This window comes from Cupriavidus sp. 05L411 (assembly GCF_056398045.1).
In genome coordinates this window covers 25402-45354 of record NZ_JBFTOQ010000053.1, presented here as the reverse complement: position 1 = coordinate 45354, position 19953 = coordinate 25402, and the positions used below count along the sequence as shown (strand labels likewise).

Below are 19953 nucleotides of genomic sequence, written 5' to 3'. Positions count from 1 at the left end.
ACGCTGGGCATTCCGCCCAACGCCGTGATGGCGCTGATGGTGGGCGCGATGACCATCCACAACATCCAGCCGGGCCCGCAGGTCATGACCAGCAACCCCGCGCTGTTCTGGGGCCTGATCGCCTCGATGTGGATCGGCAACCTGATGCTGATCATCCTGAACCTGCCGCTGATCGGCATCTGGGTCAAACTGCTGCAGGTGCCCTACCGCTACCTGTACCCGGCCATCCTGGTGTTCTGCTGCATCGGCGTGTTCTCGGTCAACAACCAGACCTTCGACGTCTTCACCGCGGCTGGCTTCGGTGTGATCGGCTACCTGTTCATCAAGCTCAAGTGCGAGCCGGCGCCGCTGCTGCTGGGCTTTGTGCTGGGGCCGATGATGGAGGAGAACTTCCGCCGCGCGCTCTTGCTGTCGCGGGGGACATTCACCGTATTCCTGACCCGTCCGTTGTCGCTCGGCCTGCTGATCGCGGCCGGGCTGCTGGTCTGTATCGTTGCCCTGCCGTCGATCAAGGCCAAGCGCGAGGAAGCATTCCAGGAGGAATGACGCCGGCATGGCGACGCCGCCGCGGGCGGGCGGCTCATCGGTAACAGCGTTAGGGAAAGGGCCGGCACAAGCCTACACTGGGAGAGTGCCGGCCCGGCACGGACGGACATCGATGGKGGTATTGAATGAATTACAGTCCCAGGCAACCTGGTCAGCAAACAGCGCCGACCACACCCTGGAAGACACACTTCCAGCAACCCGGCGAAAAGCGCAGGACCTCCCAGCCCGGCCAGTTTGACCCGCAAGCGGTACAGCCCGCCGACAAGAAATAGCGTGACAAAGCCCGTGCCGCAATAGCCACGGGCTTTGTACTTTATAGCGGGGGATTTGGTTTGTCTGTGCGGCCGGGCTGGCGGCCGGCCGGATGCCTGCTAGGCGACGCTGCGCGCTTCCGCGCGGTCGTGGCCGGCCCAGGTCAGGCGCCACCCGGAGGTAGCGGTCTTGGCGACCAGGCCCGAATCCTGAAGCAGCAGTAAATGGTGGCTGAGCTTGGATGCATCGGCATTGCCCAGCGCCTTGGCGAGCTGGAGATCCGTCATCATCGCCTGGCTGTCAGCGCGCAGTGCCGTCAGCACGCGGTCCGCGAAGGACATGTCACGCCTCATCTTGCACTCCCGGTGTCTCGAACGCCCCGGCGGCAGCTTGTTACCGCCACCGCCTCGGGTGAGCGTCAGGCGCTGAACGGGAGCACACCGGTCGCGATGGCACCCTGGGCTTCTTGCTGCAACGCAAGATGGCGTGGTCCAGCCTGACGTTCCGTCTCAGTTGCACTTCAGCTGCGCTTTATTCGCGCTTTATTCGCGCCTTGATTACTTCTTCTTGCCTGCCGCGCCATCATTGCCGACGCGCGACTGGACGGCACCGAACGGTGCCGCCGGTGCGACCGGCTTCTTGGGTTGCTTGGGCTTCTTGGTTTCGCGATTACCGCGTAATTGACCTTTGGCCATGGTGTGTCTCCACGATTGGGTTACTGCATTGCGTGCCAGGCGGCAGATCCAGCATACCCGCTTACTCCAACGCGCAGTGAAATATCGCGCGAGGTGCCTGCGCATGACCGAAGCGGGAAAATCGCCGCCGGCCGCCGGTTGAGAACCACCTGCCATTGCGCCGCCAAGTAAATCGGACGCCACCGGGCAAACAGCGTATGCTCGTTGAGGAAAGGAGATCAACATGTCTCAAAATCATGCGATCTACAAGGGGTTCAAGGTCTCGGCCAATGTACGTCGCTCGTTCGACGAAAGCGCCAATGCCGAACTCGCCCGGGCGAGCTTTCTCGCCACCGTGACCATCACGCAGGTCAGCGGCGACAGCGGCTCGCTCAGGCTGGTGCCACCTTTGCTAGAACACGTCGCGCACACGCCGCACGATGCCATCGACCTGGCCGTGTCCTACGCCAGGACCGTCATCGACGACATGTCCACCTTCGTCAAGCGCAAGTAATCCCGCCCCCTCGATTCGCCCGGAATTGCAGTCCATCGCGCGGCCGCCCTGACCGGCCTGGCCGCAGCCACGCCCAGCAAGACTTCCCCACGAAAAAACAGGAGACGACCATGGACCGACAGATCAAGAACAAGGCGGAACTGCGCGCGATGATTCGCGCCGAGCAGCAGAAATTCGCGGAATGCAGCGGCGCCTGCTTCGGCGACGTTTGCTGGCATGCGCCGGACGCGGGCGGCTGCAACTGGAATCTGTCCACCATGGAAGGCGGCGACAGCGCGGCCTGCATCGAAAAGATCCGGCCGTTCACGGCCACACTGCAGGCGCAATACAACATTCCCGACGAGGGGAAGTAAGGCGGCCAGGCGCCTGGTGCCACGTAACTAGTGCCCCAGGCGCTCGATCCGGGCCTTTGCATTCTCCAGGGCATCCGCCATGGCAAGCTCGCGCGAGCTGAACGCGTTGCCCTGGTTTTCAAAACGGCCGTGCGTATCCAGGGTATAGACCCAGTTCCATTGCCCGAAAGTGCGCTGCGTCAGTTCCAGGTTGACGTAATGGCCCTGATAGAAAAAACTCTCCGGCATCGATCACCTCGTTCAGTTACGGCCTGCCGGGCATCGGGCACCGGCTTTCCCGTGATACGACAGGTAGCGCCGGGCCACACCAGCGCCACGAGGGTCGCTATGCGCAACGCCATGTCTATCGTACGCGCAAATCCGCGAGCGAGCGCCGATTGACGGAAAATGGTATGATTGCCAATCTTGGCCGTTCGCCGACCTCTTCTCGTCGGCCCAAACGTGCCGGCTGCCAGACACCATCAAAATATTAATGGCAGCCTGTCGGGCGTACACCCGATTCGTTCAGGGCGACAATCGCCCATCACCCTCCCGACCCGGCGGCATGTCCGCTCCGTAACCTGTGCGCATGTACCTGGCGCATCAGCCTGCGCAAGCACGGTCCACTCATCACCAGCCACCTTTCTCGCGCAAATGTGCGAGACCTGCCGTTGCTGGACAACGCAAACACGGCGACCGATCGCCAGAAGAGAGCACGCGGCGCACCACGAGATGCGCTCAACGTTGCCTCAGATCGTCCGCCCGCATAAGGGCAACACCTTGAATCAAAGCATCAATCGCACCAATAGCACCACCCGCGCCAACCGCGCCAATCCGTACACCGTGTCGGTCTACCCGATACAACAAGAGCCAGGCGTGTGGTTTGCGACCTACCTGATCGCCGAATACAAGAATGGCTCCGAATGCATCGTCGCCAACGTCTCGATGCGCCATGCCACGCATGGCACCGAAGCCCAGGCTAAACAGGCCGCCCGACGCGCGGCCGAGAGCGTCGCTGCCGATATGCGCCTGCAATAAGCCGGCCACACGAAAAGCAACCCGCATGCGTCTCAACCTACTGTGCAGCAGGTCTTGCTGCAAAAGGATCATCCTTGGCTAAAGAAGAACTAGTGGAATTTGGTGGACAAGTATCGGAAGTACTGCCGGACAACCGTTTTCGCGTCATCCTGGAAAATGGTTTCCAGGTGTGGGCCTATTCGTCCGGCCGCCTGAAGAAGAACCGCATTCGTATCCTGGCCGGCGATCGCGTCACGCTGGAAATGTCGCCCTACGACCTGACCAAGGGCCGGATCAACTACCGCCACAAGTACTGATACTGGCTGGCCGGATACGCTGCCGCGCCGTCAAGCTGTTGGCCCCGCGGCCCCTCCCACCCTCTAACGAAAGGAAGAATCATGTCGATCAGCGAAGAATGGGAAGAGATGCACCTGACGCCAGGTGGCTGGGTAGGCGGAAGCTATCGCCACGTGCCGGGACCGGAAGTCACGGCGGAGCGCCCCGCGGACGAAGTGCTGACCGTGCGCAGGCATGTATCCGCAACCTATTGCGGCCCGTCGCGCGCCACGGAAGACAGGACGCCGCAGACCAAAGACATGGCATTGATTGAATCGCTGCTGGACCGCTTCGGCAGCCCGGCATTCGGCGTCTAGCCAGGCAGTCCGGACCAGCACGATCTCCCGGGCGCTCCCCGCGCCCGTGCCAGCGCCAGGAAACGCGATGGCTCAGCCAGGAAACCGCATGCGCGGCATGCTGACACCAACGCGCGAACCAACCGGGCGCAATTCGCCCTCGAAAGGCTGCGCGCCCAGGTCCAGCACGTAGTCGCCTTCGCCAGCCTTGTCATAGAGGTTGTCACGAATCGCTTGCCCGATCGCCAGCCGGCACAATGCCTCGAAGCTGTCGACCATTTCGCCCGTCAAGGCCGCCTCGTTGGCCTGAACCCCGAATGAACGCCTGCCCTCGCCGACGAAACTGGTGAAGCGCACACCCGTCGGATGACTGGAGTCGAGAAAGCTGACGGCTACATGGTAAGCGATGCCCTTGCCTTGCCCCGGTAGCGTGCAGAGGAAGTTGGATGGTGTGGCAACCTTGTTCATGACGTATACGCTCGCGGGCCGGCGCAACTGCGCGCGGCAGGTTTTGACAGGTAGACCGGCAGGGCGGGCATTGCACGGCGCGGTCCCGTTTCCTCTTGCTTCCCAATGCCTGGCGGCGGCCGGGCCAGCCCTACGATACCAGTTGGCAACGCGAGCATCATGGCAAGCGCGGACAACGCCGCGCTACCGGGCCGGATTCTGCCGGCGCAGCGTTACAGCGTAGCGACAGACTCCCCGGGGATCAGCCCGTTAATAATATCTTCACCGAACTTCACGGCCCCCCTGCGCGCCGTGCCGATATTCTCCCAAGGGGTGCTTTCCAGGCGGAACACGCGCGTGCGCTCACTGCCGGGCCGATGGCCTTCGCGGCAGATCACCACGGACGCGTTGAAGCTGCGATCCGGCTTGGTCCTCGGCCAGGATTGCGCGGGCTGGATCTTGTACACCAGCGGATAGAGGTCGAAACCCTTGTAGCAGGCGGAAGGCGTATTGTTCATGTAGTGCTCCAGGCGGCTTGATGCCGCAGCTGGCCTTGTGCCGGTTCGCTCGCAATGGCCAATGCCGAGGCCCAATGCGCCAGCACGCGGGCAAGCTAGGGAGCCATCAGGCGATCGACAACAATCACGATCGCGTTCCCTGGCTTGTCCTGCTTGCAATGGACGCCAAGGCGTGCGCGCAGATACCGGTCAAGGCTGCGTTGTAGTTGATATAAGGCGTCCTGGTCCGCGTTGCTCAATTGCTCCGCGACGTCCTGCGCCATCTCTATTTCAAGCGCCCTGGCTGGCCAGGTAAAGCTCCTGGCATCAGGGATCTGCCAGTTTGCCGTCACCACGCGTTGCCCCGCCGGCCAGATCCTGACGTCTTGCCCGGTGATCTCGTCAAGGACGGGCTTCACGAAGGCAACGAGATCTAACATGACGACGCACCAGCGACCGATCGGCGCGCCGTCGGTCGGACGGACAAGCAGGACATCCCGGGGATCTCGTCAACTGGCGACGATGCAGCGGTGGCTGGCAGCTCGGCCAAGCCATGGACAGGCGAGGACATGGCAGGCGCGCCTGCGTTATCCTCGTGCAACGACGGACATTGCCGCATATCGCTCTTGGCGTCAGAGCGAGACGACGGATTGCCCGGGAATCGCGCCGTTGATGATGTCCTCGGCGTAACGAACGACACCACGGCGCGCAGCGCCGACGTTGTCCCACGGCACTGCGTCGAGGCGGAACGTACGGGCCTGCGTTCCTTCGGGCTCGCCCCCTTCGCGGCAGATCACGACGGCGGCATCGAAGGTCCGGTCCGGCCTGCGTTCCGGCCAGGTGCGCACCACGGCGTGCTTGTACACGAGAGGGTATAAGTCGAACCCTTTGTAGCTGGCAATCGGATTGACGTCCATGATGCACTCCACAGTTCCACTGAGTCCCACTCTACTCCTATTGAGAGCCGCTCCATGACCTTTATTTTGGCCGAGAGGGCAGGACTGGCGCGGGAGCGGGAGCGGGAGCGGGAGCGGCCGCCGGGACAACCGACGGCGTGGCTGCAACATTGCCAACGGCCGCAGCAGCAGCAACCGGGGGCGTAGCGGCGGCGGGAGTAGCGGCAGCGCCAGGCGCGGCCCGCGCGGGCTTTGCCGCCACGGGCTCGGTCAGGGTCAGCAGCATGTCCGCATACCAGGCAGAGTTCAGCCCAAGCACTTCGTCCTCCGCCAGGTCGCGCGAGCCGACGTCGAAGCGAGCGGAGTGGATGCCGAGCAGTATCCACGGCAGGTCCAGCTTGTCGCCCCGGCCATCGCGCATGCGCGAGACCACGAGCGCGCCGCTGGTGCCGCGGTGAGTCCTGGCATCGGTCAGGAAAAACCCCTGGCCCTGGAAGCGCAATCCGTACGCGGATGCGACCACGGCCTGGCGCGCAACCGGCAGATGATGAAGCGCGTCATGAAAACCCAGCGGAAATCCGACGATCAACAGGGAGTCACCCACCTCGACGCGATCAGAAGGCTGCGCCAGATGCTCCGGCGTGAAGGCCCGGTAAAGCAGCTTGGGCGGCAACGCCTTGCGCTCGATCTCCACCACGGCGACATCGACCGGGCCGCCGCCGTCCTCGCCTTCGCGCCAGACGGCAAGCCCGTCACGGTACAGCGGAATCGAAAAGCCGATCGAGTCGGCCATGTTTTCCGGCTGGCTGTGCAACTCGATCTCGATGCGGTCCGGGTGGTGCTTGCTTGGCTCGTCGAACACCACATGGCGGCTGGTCACCACGAAGAGCCTGCCATCTCGCTCGAAAAAGAATCCGCTTGCGTTGGTCAGCGGCTGCTGGCCCTCGAAGGACGAAACCCGGACGGCAGCTAGAAGGATGGATTCGACCATAGGCATGATGTTTTATGCGCTTGCGCACCTCGATGATTCCCGGTCGGTAAAAAAAAAACCCCGCTAAGCGGGGCTTTTTTCTAGGCGATTCGAATCGGCTCGATTAGATCGGCTCGATCTTGGTCGCTGCGGGGCCCTTTTGGCCAACGCCTGCGACGTAACGCACTTTCTGGCCTTCTTGCAGCGACTTGAAACCGCCGCCTTGAATTTCCGAGAAATGCGCGAACAGGTCGTTGCCGCCTGCGTCAGGGGTGATGAAGCCGAAGCCCTTGGAGTCGTTGAACCACTTGACGGTACCGGTTTCCATGCTGGATATCCTTTAAACCTTAAAAGTTCTGGATGAGCCTGATGCTCACCAGGCATGACGATCAAGGAAGGAACATGGAGCAAACGAATCGCCGCTTGGAGGGGACGATCCATAACATCTGAGTAACCGCTTGAAAGATCCTGCACCAACGTTTATACAGGCCTGGGATAGGCATGTCAACTTACCGAAGAAAAAAGTGCCTCATTGGTTGCGGGCACGGTCTTTTCCACACCTGGCGCCACGCATCGCGCGCCCACGTGCGTGAGCAGACACAAGCTCGCGGCGGCGGTTTATTGCAGCATGAACGTGCTACAGTCACCCACCTTCCGCCGTCGGATTCCGCATGTCGCCTTGCCCAGCCTGCCTCGCCATCGACACCAACCGTGGTGGCTCGCCAGGCCATGCGTTGCTCAGAATCACCGACACGCAGCGCATCAAGGCGCCACGCCGCCCTGCAATGACAGTCAGTACCTTTGTGTGCCAGGCCTGTGGCACCGGCTGGACCTACCGCGACGGCAAGAACGTCGATGCGCAGGGCTGGCAGCTGGCGCCGCAGCAGGCGCCGGTCCCGGACCTTCAATGATGCAGGCACGCGCCCGCACCGACACGGCGCCATAGCACCGCACCCACAAGACGGGCCCAACAGGCCCCGCAAGCCCAGTAGCTGGCAATCACCACCACTGCCGCGTCTTTCACGCGAGACAGCGCCGCACGCCCGCGGCGGCGCGCGTCACGCCACGCGGCAACCTTTCAGGAACAGGATGATCCAGCGTATCGGACTATTTTTCACCGTCAGCCTGCTGCGCTTGCTCGCCGCCTTGCCCTATGGCGTGTGCGCCCGCATTGGCATGGGCCTGGGCGCCCTGCTCTATCGCTTTCCAAGCCGGCGCCGCGGCGTCGTGCAGACCAACCTGCGGCTTTGCTTTCCCGACCAGAGCGAAGCGCATCGACATGCCCTGGGGCAGGCGCATTTCAGCCACGTGATTCGAAGCTACCTGGAACGCGGCGTGCAATGGTATGGCTGCGCCGGCCAGCTCAATGACCTGGTCGAGCTGGAGTCCGCCATCGAGCTCGGCAACACCGAGGCCGGCCCGACCATCTTCCTGGGATTCCATTTCGTGGCGATCGAGGCCGGCTGCATGTTCTACTCGATCAAGCATCCGGTGGCATCGCTCTACTCGAAGATGTCGAACCCGTTGCTGGAACAACTCGCCAAGCAGCAGCGCGGCAGGTTCGGCACCGAGATGATCCCGCGCAATGGCAGCGTGCGCCAGGCCTTGCGTGCGCTCAAGTCGGGCACGCCGCTGATGCTCGCGGCGGACATGGATTTTGGCTTGCGTGATTCGGTATTCGTGCCGTTTTTCAACGTCCCCGCTTGCACGCTCACCTCGGTGTCGCGTCTCGCCGCGCTCAGCGGCGCACGCGTCGTGCCCTTCACCACCTCTGTCCTGCCTGGCTACCGCGGCTACAAGCTGAAGATATTCGACGCGCTGGCGGGCTACCCCTCCGGCGACGAGAAGGTCGACGCGCTGCGCATGAACGCGTTCCTGGAGCAACAGGTCCGCGCCATGCCAGAGCAATACTACTGGGTGCATCGCCGCTTCAAGCACCGCCCCGAGGGCGAAGCGCCTGTCTACTGAGATGCCTGGAGCGGCGCGCGCGCGCCGCCCACTTTCCCTTCAGCCTTCGTAGCCATCCAGGCCCACGCGATAGAGCGTGGCGCCCACCGTCTCCAGCAGCGCACGCGCCGCGTCGGAAAACGGCTCGCTGGCAAGCAGCGCGGCCAGGCCGGCCACGGCGTCGTCCACCGATAGCTCCACCGTGTCGTCGTTGGCGATGCGCTCGAAGGTGCTGATCACAACTGTCGGATCCATCCAGATTCTCCTGCAAAAGTCGAACTCTGCCGCCCGGGCCTGATGCCCAGGCTAGCAAGCTGCGCGCATGGTAGCACCACGGCGCGGCCTGTCAGCGCTTTGGAGGCAAGGCGCGCAGGCGGCGATTCACTTCCAGCAGCGTGTCGCAATCGTCGCCTCGGCTGGTGCTGCGCTCGCGGATATAGGCGGTGATGGCCAGTAGCGGACGCTTGCGTTCGTTGCATGCCGCTGGCGAAGGGTGAGCACAAGGCACTTCCACTTCCTTGACCAGGCTATCGCGCACGATGGCGAGCAGATCCCCGCACTGCGCCACTTCGACCGCAGATGCCGCCTCCGTCTGCTCGGCAAAGGCATGGCCTGCCGGCACGCCAAGCGTCAACGTAGCGAGCACGACATGAAGAAGGCAAAAGTGGCTACTGGGCGCGAGCTTGTCGTGCGCGGCGGATCGACTGAGAACGGTGGCGATAGCACTGCATTTTTTACAAAACGCGGCCCGCATGGGTTGGAGAAGGTACAAGATGGCGTGTTCTTGTTCGGTAACGGCAGACCAGAGATCTGGCGGCGGCAACCGCCAGTGCGTGACAGCCACGGGCAAAGCGGCCTTGCCCTACCCCCATGCAGGATTCATTCCCTCAGCCGCCGCCCCCGCCCCGCACGCCTTCGGCATTCGTGCTACCGGCTTGCCGGCAACGCCGCCAGGCCATCCAGCAGCGCCTTGTGGAACGCCTTTGGATCCTGCATCTGCGGCGCGTGGCCCAACTCGGGAAACTCGACCAGCCTGGCGCTCGGCAGCGCCTTCAAGGTGCGCTGCGCCAGCACCGGATAGTTGCCGACCTTCGCGCGGACTTCCGGCGGTGCTGCATCCTTGGCGATGGCCGTAGTGTCCTTGTCGCCGATCAGCAGCAAGGTTGGCGTCTTCAACGCGCCCAACTCGTACACGACCGGCTGCGTGAAGATCATGTCGTAGATCAGCGCGGAGTTCCAGGCCACCTGCTGCTTGCCCGGGCCGCGGTTCATGCCCGCCAGCATCTGCACCCAGGGCTCGTACTCGGGGCGCCATGTGCCGACATAGTAGGTAGCCTGTTCGTAGCTGCGTATCTTGTCGGCATTGGTGGCGAGCTCACGGGCATACCATTGATCCACCGACAAGGACGGCACGCCCAGCGCCTTCCAGTCTTCCAGGCCGATCGGGTTGACGAGGGCGAGCCGCTCGGTTTGCTGCGGGTACATCAGCGCATAGCGCATCGCCAGCATGCCCCCCGTGGAATGCCCGATCACCGTCGCCTGCTGGATCCCGATGGATTCCAGCAAGGCGTGGGTGTTGCGCGCCAGTTGCTGGAAACTGTACTGATAGTGCGCCGGCTTGCTGGATTTGCAGAAGCCGATCTGGTCCGGCGCAATGACGCGATACCCGGCCGTGCTGAGCACCTTGATCGTGTCCCCCCAGGTCGCCGCGCAGAAGTTCTTTCCATGCAGCAAGACCGCGGTGCGGCCGTTGGCGCGCTCTGGCTTGATGTCCATGTAAGCCATCTGCATCGCCTCGCCTTGCGAGGTGAACGCGAACTGCTGCACCGGCGCCGGATAGTCGAAGCCTTCCAGCTCGGGGCCATATGCGGGCCCATCGTCGGCGGCAGCCAGCGCGACAGGGGCGGTGGCAACGGCTGCCAATGTGAGCAAGGCAAGCAGGAATTGGCGATGAAACGTCATGGGCGTGGTCTCGGCTAACGAAAAAGAAACGGACAACGGCCTTACGCCGCCAGCCGCGCGCGCTCCGGCGGCGCGACAAAGTCCAGCACCGGCCCCGCCGGCACCACGCCACTCGGATTGATGGAGCGGTGGCTTTCATAGTAGTGCCGCTTGATATGGTCGATATTGACCGTCGCCGCAATCCCCGGCAACTGGTAGATGTCGCGCGTAAAGCCAGACAGGTTCGGATAGTCGGCGATGCGCCGCAGGTTGCACTTGAAGTGCCCCACATAAACCGCGTCAAAGCGTACCAGCGTTGTGAACAGGCGGATGTCGGCCTCGGTAAGCCGGTCGCCCAGCAGGAAGCGGCGCGTGGCGAGCCGCGCCTCGAGCCAGTCGAGCGTATCGAACAACGGTGTCACCGCCTCTTCATATGCATCTTGCGTGGTGGCAAAGCCGGACTTGTAGACGCCATTGTTGAGCGTGTCGTATACCCGTGCGTTGACCTCGTCGATTTCCGCGCGCAGCGCCGCCGGATAGTAGTCGCCCGCCCTGGTGCCAATACCATCGAAGGCGGTGTTGAACATGCGGATGATCTCTGACGACTCATTATTGACGATGGTTGCCCGCTGCTTGTCCCACAGCACGGGCACCGTGACGCGCCCGGTGTAGTCAGGATCGGCGCCGGTGTAGACCTGGTGCAAGAGCCGCGCACCGTTGACCGTGTCCGGCACCACGCCCGCGCCCTCGGCGAACGTCCATCCCTCGCCGAGCATCAGCCAGTGCACCGTGGATACGCTGATCATCTCTTCCAGCCCCTTGAGCGTGCGCATGATCAGCGTGCGGTGCGCCCACGGGCAGGCCAGGCTCACGTACAGGTGATAGCGCCCGGCCTCGGCCTTGAAGCCACCGGCGCCGCTCCGGCCTGCGGCGCCATCGGGCGTCACCCAGTTGCGAAAGGCAGCGTCCTTGCGAACGAAGCGGCCGCCGGTGGATGCCGTGTCGTACCAGCGGTCTTGCCATTTGCCGTTGACGAGCAGTCCCATGTCGATACTCCTTTTTTTTGATGCGGTGAGGTAGGCGTCTTTAGTCGGCGCTAACGGGTTGCGACGGCGCGTCGATGAACTGCACGATAGCTGAAATGGTCTGCCCTGGCGCTTCTTCCATCAGCCAGTGCCCCGAGCCCTTGACGATCACGCCTTGCACATGGGTGGCGACGAGACGCGCCTGGTCGATCAGGAAACTACCCGAAGCCTTCTCGCCCGCCAGCACCAGCATGGGCATCGGCAGCGGGTGCTTTGCCAGCGCCGCGAAGTCTTCGGCATCCTGCGGGAACGCACGGAAGAACTCGAATCCCGCGCGCATCCGGCCCGGCTTGGCGTAGTTGGCAGCATAGATCCGGCGATTTGCCTCCGACACCGAGTGCTTCGGGTCAGCGGCGAAATCGTTCCAGAAGTGTTCAAAGTAGGTACGCTCGCGGCCCTTCACCAGCTTCTCCGGCGTGTCGCCGTAGAAGTTGAAGTGCCACTTGTCGCGCAGCAGCCAGACCTTTTGCCAGTCGCCCACGCCAGGCAGGAACGCATCCATCAGCGTCACGCTTTCCACTTCGTCCGGGTACTGCGCGGCGTAAGCGTAAGCCACCATCAGGCCGATATCGTGGCCGACGAGGTTGATCTTGCGATAGCCGAGAGCCTGGACCATGGCGTGAATGTCCTGCGCCAGGTTCTTCTTCTCGTAGCCCGACTCGGTCATCGCCGAGTCGCCCGCGCCGCGCAGGTCCGGCGCGATCACGGTACGCTTGTCACCAAGCTTCGCCATCAGCGGCAGCCACATATGGCTGGATTCCGCGTAGCCGTGCAGTAGCACGACCGGCGTGCCACTACCGCGCCCGGATTGCAGGTAGTGCAAGGCAACGCCGTTCGCCTTGATCGTATGAGAGACGACGGCGGCAGCGGCTTCGGCGCGTGGCGCAGCGAGCGCGCAGAACACCAGCAATGCGGCGCCGGCGTAGCTTGCGATGCGATGAATGAGAGCCATGACTTTTCTCCGGTGACTGTGCCATGGCTGGACGTACTCTCCTGGCCGACGGCGCTTGCAAACAAAGGGGTTTCGGGAATCGGGTGAAGCATTGCGACGAATATTGCGCCGGCACATGTGTTTTGCCGTACGATTTTCCCGATGAACTCGTTCGACGGAGTTGAACATGTTGTCAGAAGACGAACTGGCCTTGCTGGAAGCCATCCGGGACAGCGGCAGCCTCTCGCGCGCCGCGGCGCGCCTGGGCAAGGCGCCATCGACCGTCTCCCACGCCGCCCGGCAACTGGAGGGCCGCTTTGACGCCCTGCTGTTCGACCGCCGCCGCTACCGCCTGCAACTCACCCCTGCCGGCCACCTGCTGGCCGAAGAGGCCGCGCGCCTGATGCAGGACGTATCGCGCATGACCCAGCGCGTGCGGCAGGTGGCGAGCGGCTGGGAAGATCGTCTATGGATCGTCACGGATGAAGTGCTCGAGTTCGAATTGCTGATGCCGGTGATCCGCAGCTTCGATGCGCTCAAATCCGGCGTGGCGCTGCGCCTGACCCACGAAGTCCTCAGCGGCACCTGGGAAGCGCTGCGCGACGGCCGCGCCGATGTGATCGTCGGCGCGACCAATGAGCCACCCGCCATCCCCGGCCTGCGCTGGTTCGAGCTCGGTGTGGTCGAATGGGTCTTTGCCGTGGCGCCGCGCCACCCGCTTGCCGGCGTAGCCGAGCCGCTCACGCGCCAGCGCATCTCGGCGCACCGGGGCGTGGCCGTGGCCGATTCATCGCGCGGTACCGCAGGGCGGGCCTACGGCCTGGTGGGCGGGCAAGCCTCGCTGGCGGTGCCGAGCATGCGCGCGAAGATCCTGGCGCAGYGCGAGGGGCTGGGCGTCGGCTGGCTGCCGCGGCACCGCGTGGCCTCGCTGCTCAAGCGTGGGGAGCTGGTGGAAAAGCGCACGGCCGATCCGCGCGAGCCCAACACGCTGTATGTGGCGTGGCGGGGCGACCATGAGGGCCGCGCGCTGGAATGGTGGCTGGACCAGTTTCGGCAGCCACGGCTGGCGAAGCGCCTGGTGCAGGGCATGGATCTGTTTGCCTGAGCCGCGGCGCTGCGGGGGTTAAAGGGTTACTTTCCGCGTCACGGTAGAACAGAGACTGTGTGTTGCCGCAACCAGTCCCCGAAGGCGCGGCAAATCTCGAACTTCACACTCATGCCCGAGCTTCTCCTGGGGACAGCGCGGATCGCCACTCCGTCATCGAGACTCGCACAACAAATGGCAAAACGCTTCGGCTTGCGGATCATCAAGTGCTCGCTTGACTTGCCTCGATTCGCGGAGAATCTTCAGTGGCGGAAGTATCAGGAAGGCGACCCGGCTATCGTCTGGCTACGCAAGCTGCTGCGCGAGACCGCCGCGCGGATGCCGCCAATCTGGCAGCCGACAGGATACGAAGAAATACGTCAATTCAAGCCCACGGAATTCCTCGACAAAAAAAACCCCTTAACCAGGTAAGGGGCTCTTTCAACTTCTGGTGCCGAAGCAACCGCTAGATCAACCAGCGAAGTTCTTGCTGGCGAAGTCCCAGTTCACGACGTTCCAGAATGCCTCGACATACTTCGGGCGGGCATTGCGGTAATCGATGTAGTAAGCGTGTTCCCACACGTCGCAGGTCAGCAGCGGCTTGGCATCGGTGGTCAGCGGGGTAGCGGCGTTGGAGGTCGAGACCAGGTCCAGCGAACCGTCGGCCTTCTTCACCAGCCAGGCCCAGCCCGAACCGAAGGTGCCGACCGCGGTCTTGGTGAATTCTTCCTTGAACTTGTCGAAGGAGCCGAACTTGGCGTTGATGGCATCGGCCAGCGCGCCGGTCGGTTGGCCGCCGCCGTTGGGCTTGAGCGAGTCCCAGTAGAAGGTGTGGTTCCACACCTGGGCAGCGTTGTTGAAGATGCCGCCGGAGGACTTCTTGACGATCTCTTCGAGCGTCGAGTTTTCGAACTCGGTGCCCTTGATCAGGTTGTTCAGGTTGGTGACGTAGGTCTGGTGGTGCTTGTCGTGGTGGAACTCCAGGGTCTCCTTGGAGATGTGCGGAGCGAGCGCATCATGAGCGTAAGGCAGCGGGGGGAGAGTATGTTCCATTGTTCTGTCTCTTTCTGTGGGGTTGAAGATCAGGAATTGTCGATTGTAGGGGACTTGCCATACCCGCGCAAACGCGGCAAACAAAGCCCCTTCGATCATATTAGTTTGATCGATATGCAAGCGCTGTCGGCGGTCCGCCGACGCGCGCCGGGCTTAGCGTTCCACCAGCCGGGGCTGAACGCTGGCGAGGCTGGCATCGGCCACGCCTTCGGCCAGGTGGACTTCGATCACGGTGCCCGCGCGCAGCTCCGACGGTGAGCGCAAGGCGCGTCCGCGCTGGTCCAGCAGCACGGCATAGCCGCGCTCCAGGGTGCGCTGCGGCGCCAGCACCTCGAGCGTGCCGGCGGCACGCTCGAGGTGCTGGCCGGCGCGCTCAACCTGGCGCTGCGTGGCATCGCGCAGGCGCAGCGCGGTGCGGCGCAACTCGGCCTGGGCCTGGGCCAGGTCAGGCCGGCCAGCCGCCCAGCGCATGGCCAGCACCTGCTGGCGGTGGCGCTGGGCGGCCACGGTATCGCGCAGCGCTGAGCGTAGGTGACGCATGAGGTTGTCGACCTGCAGGCGGCGCTCCTGCAGCTGCGCTTGCGGGCTGCGCAGGCGGCGGGCCAGCCAGTCAAGGTTCTGGGCGCGCCGGTCGAGCTGGCGCTGCATGCACTGGGCCAGCGCGTCGCGCGCGCGGCTGGCTTGCATCAGCATATGGCTGCGGTCCGGGCTGACCAGCTCGGCGGCGCCGGTGGGCGTGGGCGCGCGCACGTCGGCGACGAAGTCGGCGATGGTGAAATCGGTCTCGTGGCCCACGCCGGAGACCACCGGCACGGCGCAGCGCGCAATGGCCTGCGCCACGCTCTCCTCATTGAACGACCACAGGTCCTCGATGCTGCCGCCGCCACGGCACAGGATCAACACATCGCATTCGTTGCGCTCGCTGGCGGTGTCGATCATGGCGGCGATCTTCGCCGCAGCGCCGGCGCCCTGTACCGGCACCGGGTAAACCACGACGGGCACATGCGGGGCGCGCCGGCGCAGCGTGCTGATCACGTCGCGCAGTGCCGCCGCCTGCAGCGAGGTGATCACGCCAATGGTGCGGGCGTGGACCGGCAGCGGCCGCTTGCGCTCGGGCGCGAACAGCCCGGCCTGCGAGAGCTTTTCCTTCAGGCGCAGGAATGCCTCGTACAGATTGCCAAGGCCAGCGCGGCGCATGCCCTCCACGCCGAGCTGCAACTCGCCGCGCGCCTCATACATGGATACGAGCGCCCGCACCTCGACCGCCTCGCCCTCGCGCGGCGTGAAGTCGACATGCTGGTTGCGCCCGCGGAACATCACGCAGCGGATCTGGGCGCGCGCGTCCTTGAGCGAGAAATACCAGTGGCCGCTGGCGGCGCGTGTGAAATTTGAGATTTCGCCCCGGACCCAGGTCAGCGGGAAACTACGTTCCAGTACCTGGGCGATCGCGTGGTTCAGCTCTCCGACGGGAATCGCCTCACGCGCCCCGGGAGGGGCCATAGGCTGGGTTTCACGCGAAAAGTTCAGCGGTTCTGACATGGCGCACGGCCGGGCAAGCGGCGTGGAATTGACATGTCCACAGCATAACTGGTCTGTCAAGTCTCTTGGGGTGGGGGAGGCAATAACCCCGCAAGGCCGCATGACTTGACACAAGCCTTTGATTCTTATGCGCTTTCGGCTGTCTTATTTTTTAGGCAATGTAAGCAAACCCCTTATGCGTCAAACACTTACCGGCTGCACCCCCGGCTTGTTCACAAAGTTATCCACAGGAACTCTGGACAACCTTGGGTAGAACGCGTTATCTGTGGAAAACTATTTCCTGCCCGCCGGAAATGCCCATCCGGCGGCCAAAAGAGATCGCAAGGCCTCCTTGCCGCGACATGGCATGGCCATGTCCAGAGCATGAGCGCGGAGACGGGAAAACACGGTGCAAATGGCCGTTGCCCATTTTTTAATCAGCATGTATGAAGCGCTTTTCAATCAATGACTTAAGTGGCTTCTCAGATAGTTTTCCACAACCCGTCCACAAGACTGTCCCGGCGGAATGTGGAAAGGGGGAGACATGGCGGGATTTTTTCCTTCACGGGGCGTTGGAGGCCCCCGCAAAGCCCATCTGGCGTGCCCTGCACATTATTTAGGCACCATGTATACCCGCCTTTCCAATCAATGACTTAGCATTCTTTTCAGGCGCCTGTCCACAAACGGTCCACAGCACTGTCCTGTTTTAATGTGGATAGACCGGACTCCGGTTTTGGGCGGTTCGCGCGCGTCCGGAGGATGTCCTCGTCACTCGCCGCTTGCCCGTTTTTTAAGCGACGCACAATTTTTCCTTATCAATCAGTGACTTGAGCGCCTTGTCAGCCCTCTGTCCACAATTCATCCACAGCACTGTCCCTGTTCCATGTGGACATCCCGGCAGTCGCCGCTTCCAGCACGTCGCGCGCACGATGCGCGGCAGACACACCGTGATGCTGCGTCTTGCCCCGCCCAGTGCTGCGGGTTAGAGTGGCGCCTGATTTTTTCGAACATAGCCAGCGCGCGCACGGCCGCGGCGCCTGGCATGAGCACACAAGCCGTTGACTCGGGGTTCCACGTGTTTTCCATCATTCAAGCTGCCGGCTGGCCGATCTGGCCCTTGTTGCTCGCCTCGGTCATCGCCCTGGCGCTGATTGTCGAGCGTTTCCTCAGCCTGAAGCGCAGCAAGGTGCTGCCGCCCAAGCTGTACGACGAAGCCCTGTCGGTGGCGCACCAGCGCCGCGCCACGCCGGAGGTGGTCAACACGCTGGAGCAGAACTCCCCGCTGGGCCGCGTGCTGGCCGCTGGCCTGCGCCATGTGGTGTTGCAGCCCCATACGTCGCGCGATGCCGCCAAGGAAGTGGTCGAGGAAGCCGGGCGCGCCGTGGCGCACGAGCTGGAGCGCTACCTGAACGCACTAGGCACGATCGCCTCGGTCGCACCGCTGATGGGCCTCCTGGGCACCGTGATCGGCATGATCGAGATCTTCGGCAGTCAGGGCGGCGCCGGCGCCAGCCCCGAACAGCTGGCACATGGCATCTCGGTGGCGCTCTATAACACCGCCTTCGGCCTGATCATCGCGATTCCGGCACTGATCTTCTGGCGCTACTTCCGCCGGCGCGTGGACGACTACGTGGCTGAGCTGGAATTCCGCGCCACCGCCTTCCTGGACGCCATCCTGCCGCAGCGCCGCGCCTGATACGCCATGCACTTCCGATCCCGCCAGCGGCGTGAAGAACCGGAGATCAACCTCATCCCGTTGATCGACGTCCTGCTCGTGATCCTGATCTTCCTGATGATCACGACCACGTACTCGCGCTATACCGAGCTGCAGATCCAGCTGCCGACCGCCGACGCCGAAAAGGCGCAGCAGCGCCCCGGCGAGATCGTGGTATCCGTATCCGCCAAGGGTGTCTATTCGATCAACAAGCAGGTCATGGACCAGCAGGACGTGACCAGCCTGGCCCAGCGCCTGCGCGAGGTAGCCGGCCCGGCCGATGGCCAGCCGCCCGTGCTGATCGTCAATGCGGATGCGCAGGCCACGCACCAGTCCGTGATCAACGTCATGGAAGCCGCCCGCCTGGCCGGGCTGCCCCGCCTGACCTTCGCCACGCAGAGCTCGCAGGCACGCTGAGCGGCCTGGCGCGGGGATGCAATCCCCCGCCGCGAGCCGCACCTTGCGGCGGGCGCCGCAAGGTGCCCATAATGACCGGGTAGCTCGCTTGCGCTGCCCCGCGATGACGCCATCGCGCCGGCGCGCCATGCTACTGTCCCCGGCCCCACCCCTGCTCCTTTCAACGCAGCATTACCGCCCAGCCCTGCCTACCACGCCCATGCCCGCTCCCCGCAACGCCCTTGCCGACTTCGTGACCGCCCAGTGGCAACGCCGCGGCTGGTTCGCCTGGCTGATGCTGCCGCTGTCGTGGGTGTTCGGCCTGGTCAGCGGCTGGCGGCGCCTGGCATACCGGCGCGGCTGGTACAGCTCGACGCGCCTGCCGATGCCGGTGGTGGTGGTCGGCAACGTGACCGTGGGCGGCACCGGCAAGACCCCCGCGGTGATCGCGCTGGCCCATGCGCTGGCCGAGTCCGGCCTGCGCCCAGGCGTGGTCTCGCGCGGCTACGGCGTCAAGCTCAAGCATCCGCGCCGGGTCAAGCCCACCTCGCAGGCCAAGGACGTGGGTGACGAGCCGCTCTTGATCGCGCGCGCCACCGACGTGCCGGTCTGGGTCTTCCCCGACCGGGCGCTGTGCGCGCAGACCATGCTGGTCTCGCATCCCGGCGTCAACGTGTTGCTGCTCGACGATGGCCTGCAGCACTACAAGCTSCARCGCGACTTCGAGATCGTGATGTTCGAYWCSCGCATGGGCGGYAACGGCWTGCTGCTGCCGGCCGGCCCGCTGCGCGAATCGCTCTCGCGCCGTCGCGACGCCACCCTGATCAACGACCCGGACTTCCGCCCCAGCCCGAGCCAGCCGGATGTCTACGGCATGCGCCTGGTGCTGGACGATGCCTGGCAGCTGGCCGACCCGACCATGGCCAAGCCGCTGTCGGCGTTTGCCGGGCAGCGCGTGTTGGCCGCCGCCGGCATCGGCAACCCCGAGCGCTTCTTCGCCAGCCTGCGCGCAGCCGGCCTCGCGCCGGACACCATGCCCCTGCCGGACCACTACGACTTCGCCGAAGACCCGTTCGCCGGCGATCCTGTCGCGCAGGCGGCCGATGCGATCCTGATCACCGAGAAGGATGCCGTAAAATGCGAGCGCCTCAGTGACCCGCTGGACCCGCGGATCTGGGTCGTCCCCACCACGCCCGTGATCGACGCGGGCCTGATCGAAAAAATTCGCCGCGCCGTCGCCGCGCATGCCCAGGCCGCTCCCACAGCGCCGGGCGCCGCGACCGCCGCCGGCCACACCAAGGAAACGCAAGATGGACAACCGGCTGCTTGAAATCCTGGTCTGCCCGCTGTGCAAGAGCAAGCTGGAACATGACCGCGCCGCCCAGGAACTGATCTGCCAGGTCGACAAACTGGCCTATCCGATCCGCGATGGCATTCCCATCATGCTGGCCGATGAGGCACGCCAGACCGTGCCGGGCCGGCTGGTCTCGCCGGAATAAGCGGCTCG

Annotated in this window: 30 protein-coding genes; 14 read left to right on the top strand and 16 right to left on the bottom strand. The window is 64.0% G+C overall.

Annotation, left to right across the window (positions count from 1 at the left end; all coding sequences use genetic code 11):
• A partial coding sequence (locus AC1DQR_RS35285) for a tripartite tricarboxylate transporter permease (RefSeq protein ID WP_477134714.1) occupies positions 1-546 on the top strand: 546 nt, incomplete at its 5' end.
• Positions 547-917: 371 nt separating this feature from the next.
• On the opposite strand, the gene AC1DQR_RS35280 is transcribed toward AC1DQR_RS35285, so the two are convergent.
• A complete protein-coding gene (locus AC1DQR_RS35280; RefSeq protein ID WP_043344159.1) occupies positions 918-1139 on the bottom strand; it encodes a hypothetical protein in 222 nt (73 codons plus the stop codon).
• A 216-nt stretch (positions 1140-1355) separates the two neighbouring features.
• Positions 1356-1493 (bottom strand): hypothetical protein, encoded by a 138-nt coding sequence (locus AC1DQR_RS35275; protein WP_006157962.1) that lies wholly within the window; start codon positions 1491-1493, stop codon positions 1356-1358.
• 223 nt (positions 1494-1716) lie between these two features.
• Here AC1DQR_RS35275 and AC1DQR_RS35270 point away from each other — a divergent pair, with 223 nt between their 5' ends.
• Entirely contained in the window at positions 1717-1986 is a 270-nt protein-coding gene (locus tag AC1DQR_RS35270; protein ID WP_006157961.1) for a hypothetical protein, read from the top strand.
• A gap of 110 nt (positions 1987-2096) precedes the next feature.
• The gene (locus tag AC1DQR_RS35265) at positions 2097-2339 is read left to right on the top strand and encodes a hypothetical protein (protein WP_043344153.1); all 243 of its coding nucleotides are present in this window, start codon (positions 2097-2099) and stop codon (positions 2337-2339) included.
• A 27-nt stretch (positions 2340-2366) separates the two neighbouring features.
• Here AC1DQR_RS35265 and AC1DQR_RS35260 read toward each other — a convergent pair whose 3' ends face one another.
• Positions 2367-2567, bottom strand: a complete 201-nt coding sequence (locus AC1DQR_RS35260; RefSeq protein WP_150988681.1) for a hypothetical protein — start codon at positions 2565-2567, stop codon at positions 2367-2369.
• Positions 2568-3098: 531 nt separating this feature from the next.
• On the opposite strand from AC1DQR_RS35260, the gene AC1DQR_RS35255 reads away from it, so the two are divergent.
• The 3 genes from AC1DQR_RS35255 (at position 3099) to AC1DQR_RS35245 (ending at position 3988) form a co-directional block, all read left to right on the top strand.
• Positions 3099-3356, top strand: a complete 258-nt coding sequence (locus AC1DQR_RS35255; RefSeq protein WP_416047721.1) for an isochorismatase — start codon at positions 3099-3101, stop codon at positions 3354-3356.
• Positions 3357-3430: 74 nt separating this feature from the next.
• Complete coding sequence (infA, locus tag AC1DQR_RS35250; protein WP_006157957.1) at positions 3431-3652, top strand: translation initiation factor IF-1; 222 nt, start codon at positions 3431-3433, stop codon at positions 3650-3652.
• Positions 3653-3733: 81 nt separating this feature from the next.
• The gene (locus AC1DQR_RS35245; RefSeq protein ID WP_416047720.1) at positions 3734-3988 is read left to right on the top strand and encodes a translation initiation factor 1; all 255 of its coding nucleotides are present in this window, start codon (positions 3734-3736) and stop codon (positions 3986-3988) included.
• 72 nt (positions 3989-4060) lie between these two features.
• Here the strand turns inward: AC1DQR_RS35245 and AC1DQR_RS35240 are convergent, their stop codons facing one another.
• The 6 genes from AC1DQR_RS35240 to AC1DQR_RS35215 form a co-directional block, all read right to left on the bottom strand.
• On the bottom strand, positions 4061-4435 hold the full coding sequence (locus AC1DQR_RS35240) for a hypothetical protein (RefSeq protein ID WP_416047719.1): 375 nt from the start codon (positions 4433-4435) through the stop codon (positions 4061-4063).
• A gap of 212 nt (positions 4436-4647) precedes the next feature.
• On the bottom strand, positions 4648-4932 hold the full coding sequence (locus tag AC1DQR_RS35235; RefSeq protein ID WP_150988690.1) for a hypothetical protein: 285 nt from the start codon (positions 4930-4932) through the stop codon (positions 4648-4650).
• Positions 4933-5027: 95 nt separating this feature from the next.
• On the bottom strand, positions 5028-5351 hold the full coding sequence (locus AC1DQR_RS35230) for a hypothetical protein (protein ID WP_416047718.1): 324 nt from the start codon (positions 5349-5351) through the stop codon (positions 5028-5030).
• Positions 5352-5543: 192 nt separating this feature from the next.
• On the bottom strand, positions 5544-5828 hold the full coding sequence (locus AC1DQR_RS35225; RefSeq protein ID WP_416047717.1) for a hypothetical protein: 285 nt from the start codon (positions 5826-5828) through the stop codon (positions 5544-5546).
• Between the two features lie 61 nt (positions 5829-5889).
• Positions 5890-6804 carry a trypsin-like peptidase domain-containing protein gene (locus tag AC1DQR_RS35220; RefSeq protein ID WP_416047716.1) on the bottom strand — a complete coding sequence of 305 codons (915 nt, stop codon included), beginning with the start codon at positions 6802-6804 and terminating at the stop codon, positions 5890-5892.
• Between the two features lie 97 nt (positions 6805-6901).
• Positions 6902-7105: a cold-shock protein gene (locus tag AC1DQR_RS35215; protein ID WP_006157950.1), complete on the bottom strand. Its 204-nt coding sequence runs from the start codon at positions 7103-7105 to the stop codon at positions 6902-6904.
• Positions 7106-7448: 343 nt separating this feature from the next.
• On the opposite strand from AC1DQR_RS35215, the gene AC1DQR_RS35210 reads away from it, so the two are divergent.
• Entirely contained in the window at positions 7449-7688 is a 240-nt protein-coding gene (locus AC1DQR_RS35210; RefSeq protein ID WP_477134713.1) for a hypothetical protein, read from the top strand.
• A 178-nt stretch (positions 7689-7866) separates the two neighbouring features.
• Positions 7867-8745, top strand: coding sequence for a lipid A biosynthesis lauroyl acyltransferase (locus AC1DQR_RS35205; protein ID WP_416047715.1), 879 nt, complete (start codon positions 7867-7869; stop codon positions 8743-8745).
• 39 nt (positions 8746-8784) lie between these two features.
• Here the strand turns inward: AC1DQR_RS35205 and AC1DQR_RS35200 are convergent, their stop codons facing one another.
• From AC1DQR_RS35200 to AC1DQR_RS35180, 5 genes are all read right to left on the bottom strand, one after another.
• A complete protein-coding gene (locus AC1DQR_RS35200) occupies positions 8785-8979 on the bottom strand; it encodes a hypothetical protein (RefSeq protein ID WP_043344120.1) in 195 nt (64 codons plus the stop codon).
• A 91-nt stretch (positions 8980-9070) separates the two neighbouring features.
• Positions 9071-9370, bottom strand: a complete 300-nt coding sequence (locus tag AC1DQR_RS35195; protein ID WP_416047714.1) for a hypothetical protein — start codon at positions 9368-9370, stop codon at positions 9071-9073.
• A gap of 281 nt (positions 9371-9651) precedes the next feature.
• Positions 9652-10686: an alpha/beta fold hydrolase gene (locus AC1DQR_RS35190; protein ID WP_416047713.1), complete on the bottom strand. Its 1035-nt coding sequence runs from the start codon at positions 10684-10686 to the stop codon at positions 9652-9654.
• A gap of 41 nt (positions 10687-10727) precedes the next feature.
• Positions 10728-11711: a glutathione S-transferase family protein gene (locus tag AC1DQR_RS35185; protein ID WP_416047712.1), complete on the bottom strand. Its 984-nt coding sequence runs from the start codon at positions 11709-11711 to the stop codon at positions 10728-10730.
• A gap of 40 nt (positions 11712-11751) precedes the next feature.
• On the bottom strand, positions 11752-12702 hold the full coding sequence (locus tag AC1DQR_RS35180) for an alpha/beta fold hydrolase (protein WP_416047711.1): 951 nt from the start codon (positions 12700-12702) through the stop codon (positions 11752-11754).
• 166 nt (positions 12703-12868) lie between these two features.
• Between AC1DQR_RS35180 and AC1DQR_RS35175 the strand changes: the two genes are divergently transcribed.
• Positions 12869-13786 (top strand): LysR family transcriptional regulator, encoded by a 918-nt coding sequence (locus tag AC1DQR_RS35175; protein ID WP_477134712.1) that lies wholly within the window; start codon positions 12869-12871, stop codon positions 13784-13786.
• Between the two features lie 174 nt (positions 13787-13960).
• Positions 13961-14197, top strand: a complete 237-nt coding sequence (locus AC1DQR_RS35170) for a type 2 periplasmic-binding domain-containing protein (protein WP_416047709.1) — start codon at positions 13961-13963, stop codon at positions 14195-14197.
• A 39-nt stretch (positions 14198-14236) separates the two neighbouring features.
• Here AC1DQR_RS35170 and sodB read toward each other — a convergent pair whose 3' ends face one another.
• Together sodB and xseA are read right to left on the bottom strand one after the other, a co-directional pair.
• A complete protein-coding gene (gene sodB / locus AC1DQR_RS35165; protein ID WP_006157940.1) occupies positions 14237-14818 on the bottom strand; it encodes a superoxide dismutase [Fe] in 582 nt (193 codons plus the stop codon).
• A 153-nt stretch (positions 14819-14971) separates the two neighbouring features.
• On the bottom strand, positions 14972-16357 hold the full coding sequence (xseA, locus tag AC1DQR_RS35160; protein ID WP_477134711.1) for an exodeoxyribonuclease VII large subunit: 1386 nt from the start codon (positions 16355-16357) through the stop codon (positions 14972-14974).
• 1054 nt (positions 16358-17411) lie between these two features.
• Between xseA and AC1DQR_RS35155 the strand changes: the two genes are divergently transcribed.
• The 4 genes from AC1DQR_RS35155 to AC1DQR_RS35140 all read left to right on the top strand — a co-directional run bounded on the left by AC1DQR_RS35155 (position 17412) and on the right by AC1DQR_RS35140 (position 19945).
• Positions 17412-18032 carry a MotA/TolQ/ExbB proton channel family protein gene (locus tag AC1DQR_RS35155; RefSeq protein ID WP_006157938.1) on the top strand — a complete coding sequence of 207 codons (621 nt, stop codon included), beginning with the start codon at positions 17412-17414 and terminating at the stop codon, positions 18030-18032.
• Between the two features lie 6 nt (positions 18033-18038).
• Positions 18039-18467, top strand: coding sequence for an ExbD/TolR family protein (locus AC1DQR_RS35150; RefSeq protein WP_043344052.1), 429 nt, complete (start codon positions 18039-18041; stop codon positions 18465-18467).
• Between the two features lie 199 nt (positions 18468-18666).
• Complete coding sequence (gene lpxK / locus AC1DQR_RS35145) at positions 18667-19776, top strand: tetraacyldisaccharide 4'-kinase (RefSeq protein ID WP_477134710.1); 1110 nt, start codon at positions 18667-18669, stop codon at positions 19774-19776.
• The gene (locus tag AC1DQR_RS35140) at positions 19757-19945 is read left to right on the top strand and encodes a Trm112 family protein (RefSeq protein ID WP_043344047.1); all 189 of its coding nucleotides are present in this window, start codon (positions 19757-19759) and stop codon (positions 19943-19945) included. The genes lpxK and AC1DQR_RS35140 overlap by 20 nt, the downstream gene beginning before the upstream one ends.
• Positions 19946-19953 lie beyond the last annotated feature (8 nt).

Excerpts from the sequence above, each read along its gene's own strand:
- AC1DQR_RS35280 (WP_043344159.1), bottom strand. The coding sequence starts at position 1,139 with ATGTCCTTCGCGGACCGCGTGCTGACGGCACTGCGCGCTGACAGCCAG.
- AC1DQR_RS35275 (WP_006157962.1), bottom strand. The coding sequence starts at position 1,493 with ATGGCCAAAGGTCAATTACGCGGTAATCGCGAAACCAAGAAGCCCAAG.
- AC1DQR_RS35270 (WP_006157961.1), top strand. The coding sequence starts at position 1,717 with ATGTCTCAAAATCATGCGATCTACAAGGGGTTCAAGGTCTCGGCCAAT.
- AC1DQR_RS35265 (WP_043344153.1), top strand. The coding sequence starts at position 2,097 with ATGGACCGACAGATCAAGAACAAGGCGGAACTGCGCGCGATGATTCGC.
- AC1DQR_RS35260 (WP_150988681.1), bottom strand. The coding sequence starts at position 2,567 with ATGCCGGAGAGTTTTTTCTATCAGGGCCATTACGTCAACCTGGAACTG.
- AC1DQR_RS35245 (WP_416047720.1), top strand. The coding sequence starts at position 3,734 with ATGTCGATCAGCGAAGAATGGGAAGAGATGCACCTGACGCCAGGTGGC.
- AC1DQR_RS35240 (WP_416047719.1), bottom strand. The coding sequence starts at position 4,435 with ATGAACAAGGTTGCCACACCATCCAACTTCCTCTGCACGCTACCGGGG.
- AC1DQR_RS35235 (WP_150988690.1), bottom strand. The coding sequence starts at position 4,932 with ATGAACAATACGCCTTCCGCCTGCTACAAGGGTTTCGACCTCTATCCG.
- AC1DQR_RS35230 (WP_416047718.1), bottom strand. The coding sequence starts at position 5,351 with ATGTTAGATCTCGTTGCCTTCGTGAAGCCCGTCCTTGACGAGATCACC.
- AC1DQR_RS35225 (WP_416047717.1), bottom strand. The coding sequence starts at position 5,828 with ATGGACGTCAATCCGATTGCCAGCTACAAAGGGTTCGACTTATACCCT.
- AC1DQR_RS35220 (WP_416047716.1), bottom strand. The coding sequence starts at position 6,804 with ATGCCTATGGTCGAATCCATCCTTCTAGCTGCCGTCCGGGTTTCGTCC.
- AC1DQR_RS35215 (WP_006157950.1), bottom strand. The coding sequence starts at position 7,105 with ATGGAAACCGGTACCGTCAAGTGGTTCAACGACTCCAAGGGCTTCGGC.
- AC1DQR_RS35210 (WP_477134713.1), top strand. The coding sequence starts at position 7,449 with ATGTCGCCTTGCCCAGCCTGCCTCGCCATCGACACCAACCGTGGTGGC.
- AC1DQR_RS35205 (WP_416047715.1), top strand. The coding sequence starts at position 7,867 with ATGATCCAGCGTATCGGACTATTTTTCACCGTCAGCCTGCTGCGCTTG.
- AC1DQR_RS35200 (WP_043344120.1), bottom strand. The coding sequence starts at position 8,979 with ATGGATCCGACAGTTGTGATCAGCACCTTCGAGCGCATCGCCAACGAC.
- AC1DQR_RS35190 (WP_416047713.1), bottom strand. The coding sequence starts at position 10,686 with ATGACGTTTCATCGCCAATTCCTGCTTGCCTTGCTCACATTGGCAGCC.
- AC1DQR_RS35185 (WP_416047712.1), bottom strand. The coding sequence starts at position 11,711 with ATGGGACTGCTCGTCAACGGCAAATGGCAAGACCGCTGGTACGACACG.
- AC1DQR_RS35180 (WP_416047711.1), bottom strand. The coding sequence starts at position 12,702 with ATGGCTCTCATTCATCGCATCGCAAGCTACGCCGGCGCCGCATTGCTG.
- AC1DQR_RS35170 (WP_416047709.1), top strand. The coding sequence starts at position 13,961 with ATGGCAAAACGCTTCGGCTTGCGGATCATCAAGTGCTCGCTTGACTTG.
- sodB (WP_006157940.1), bottom strand. The coding sequence starts at position 14,818 with ATGGAACATACTCTCCCCCCGCTGCCTTACGCTCATGATGCGCTCGCT.
- xseA (WP_477134711.1), bottom strand. The coding sequence starts at position 16,357 with ATGTCAGAACCGCTGAACTTTTCGCGTGAAACCCAGCCTATGGCCCCT.
- AC1DQR_RS35150 (WP_043344052.1), top strand. The coding sequence starts at position 18,039 with ATGCACTTCCGATCCCGCCAGCGGCGTGAAGAACCGGAGATCAACCTC.
- AC1DQR_RS35140 (WP_043344047.1), top strand. The coding sequence starts at position 19,757 with ATGGACAACCGGCTGCTTGAAATCCTGGTCTGCCCGCTGTGCAAGAGC.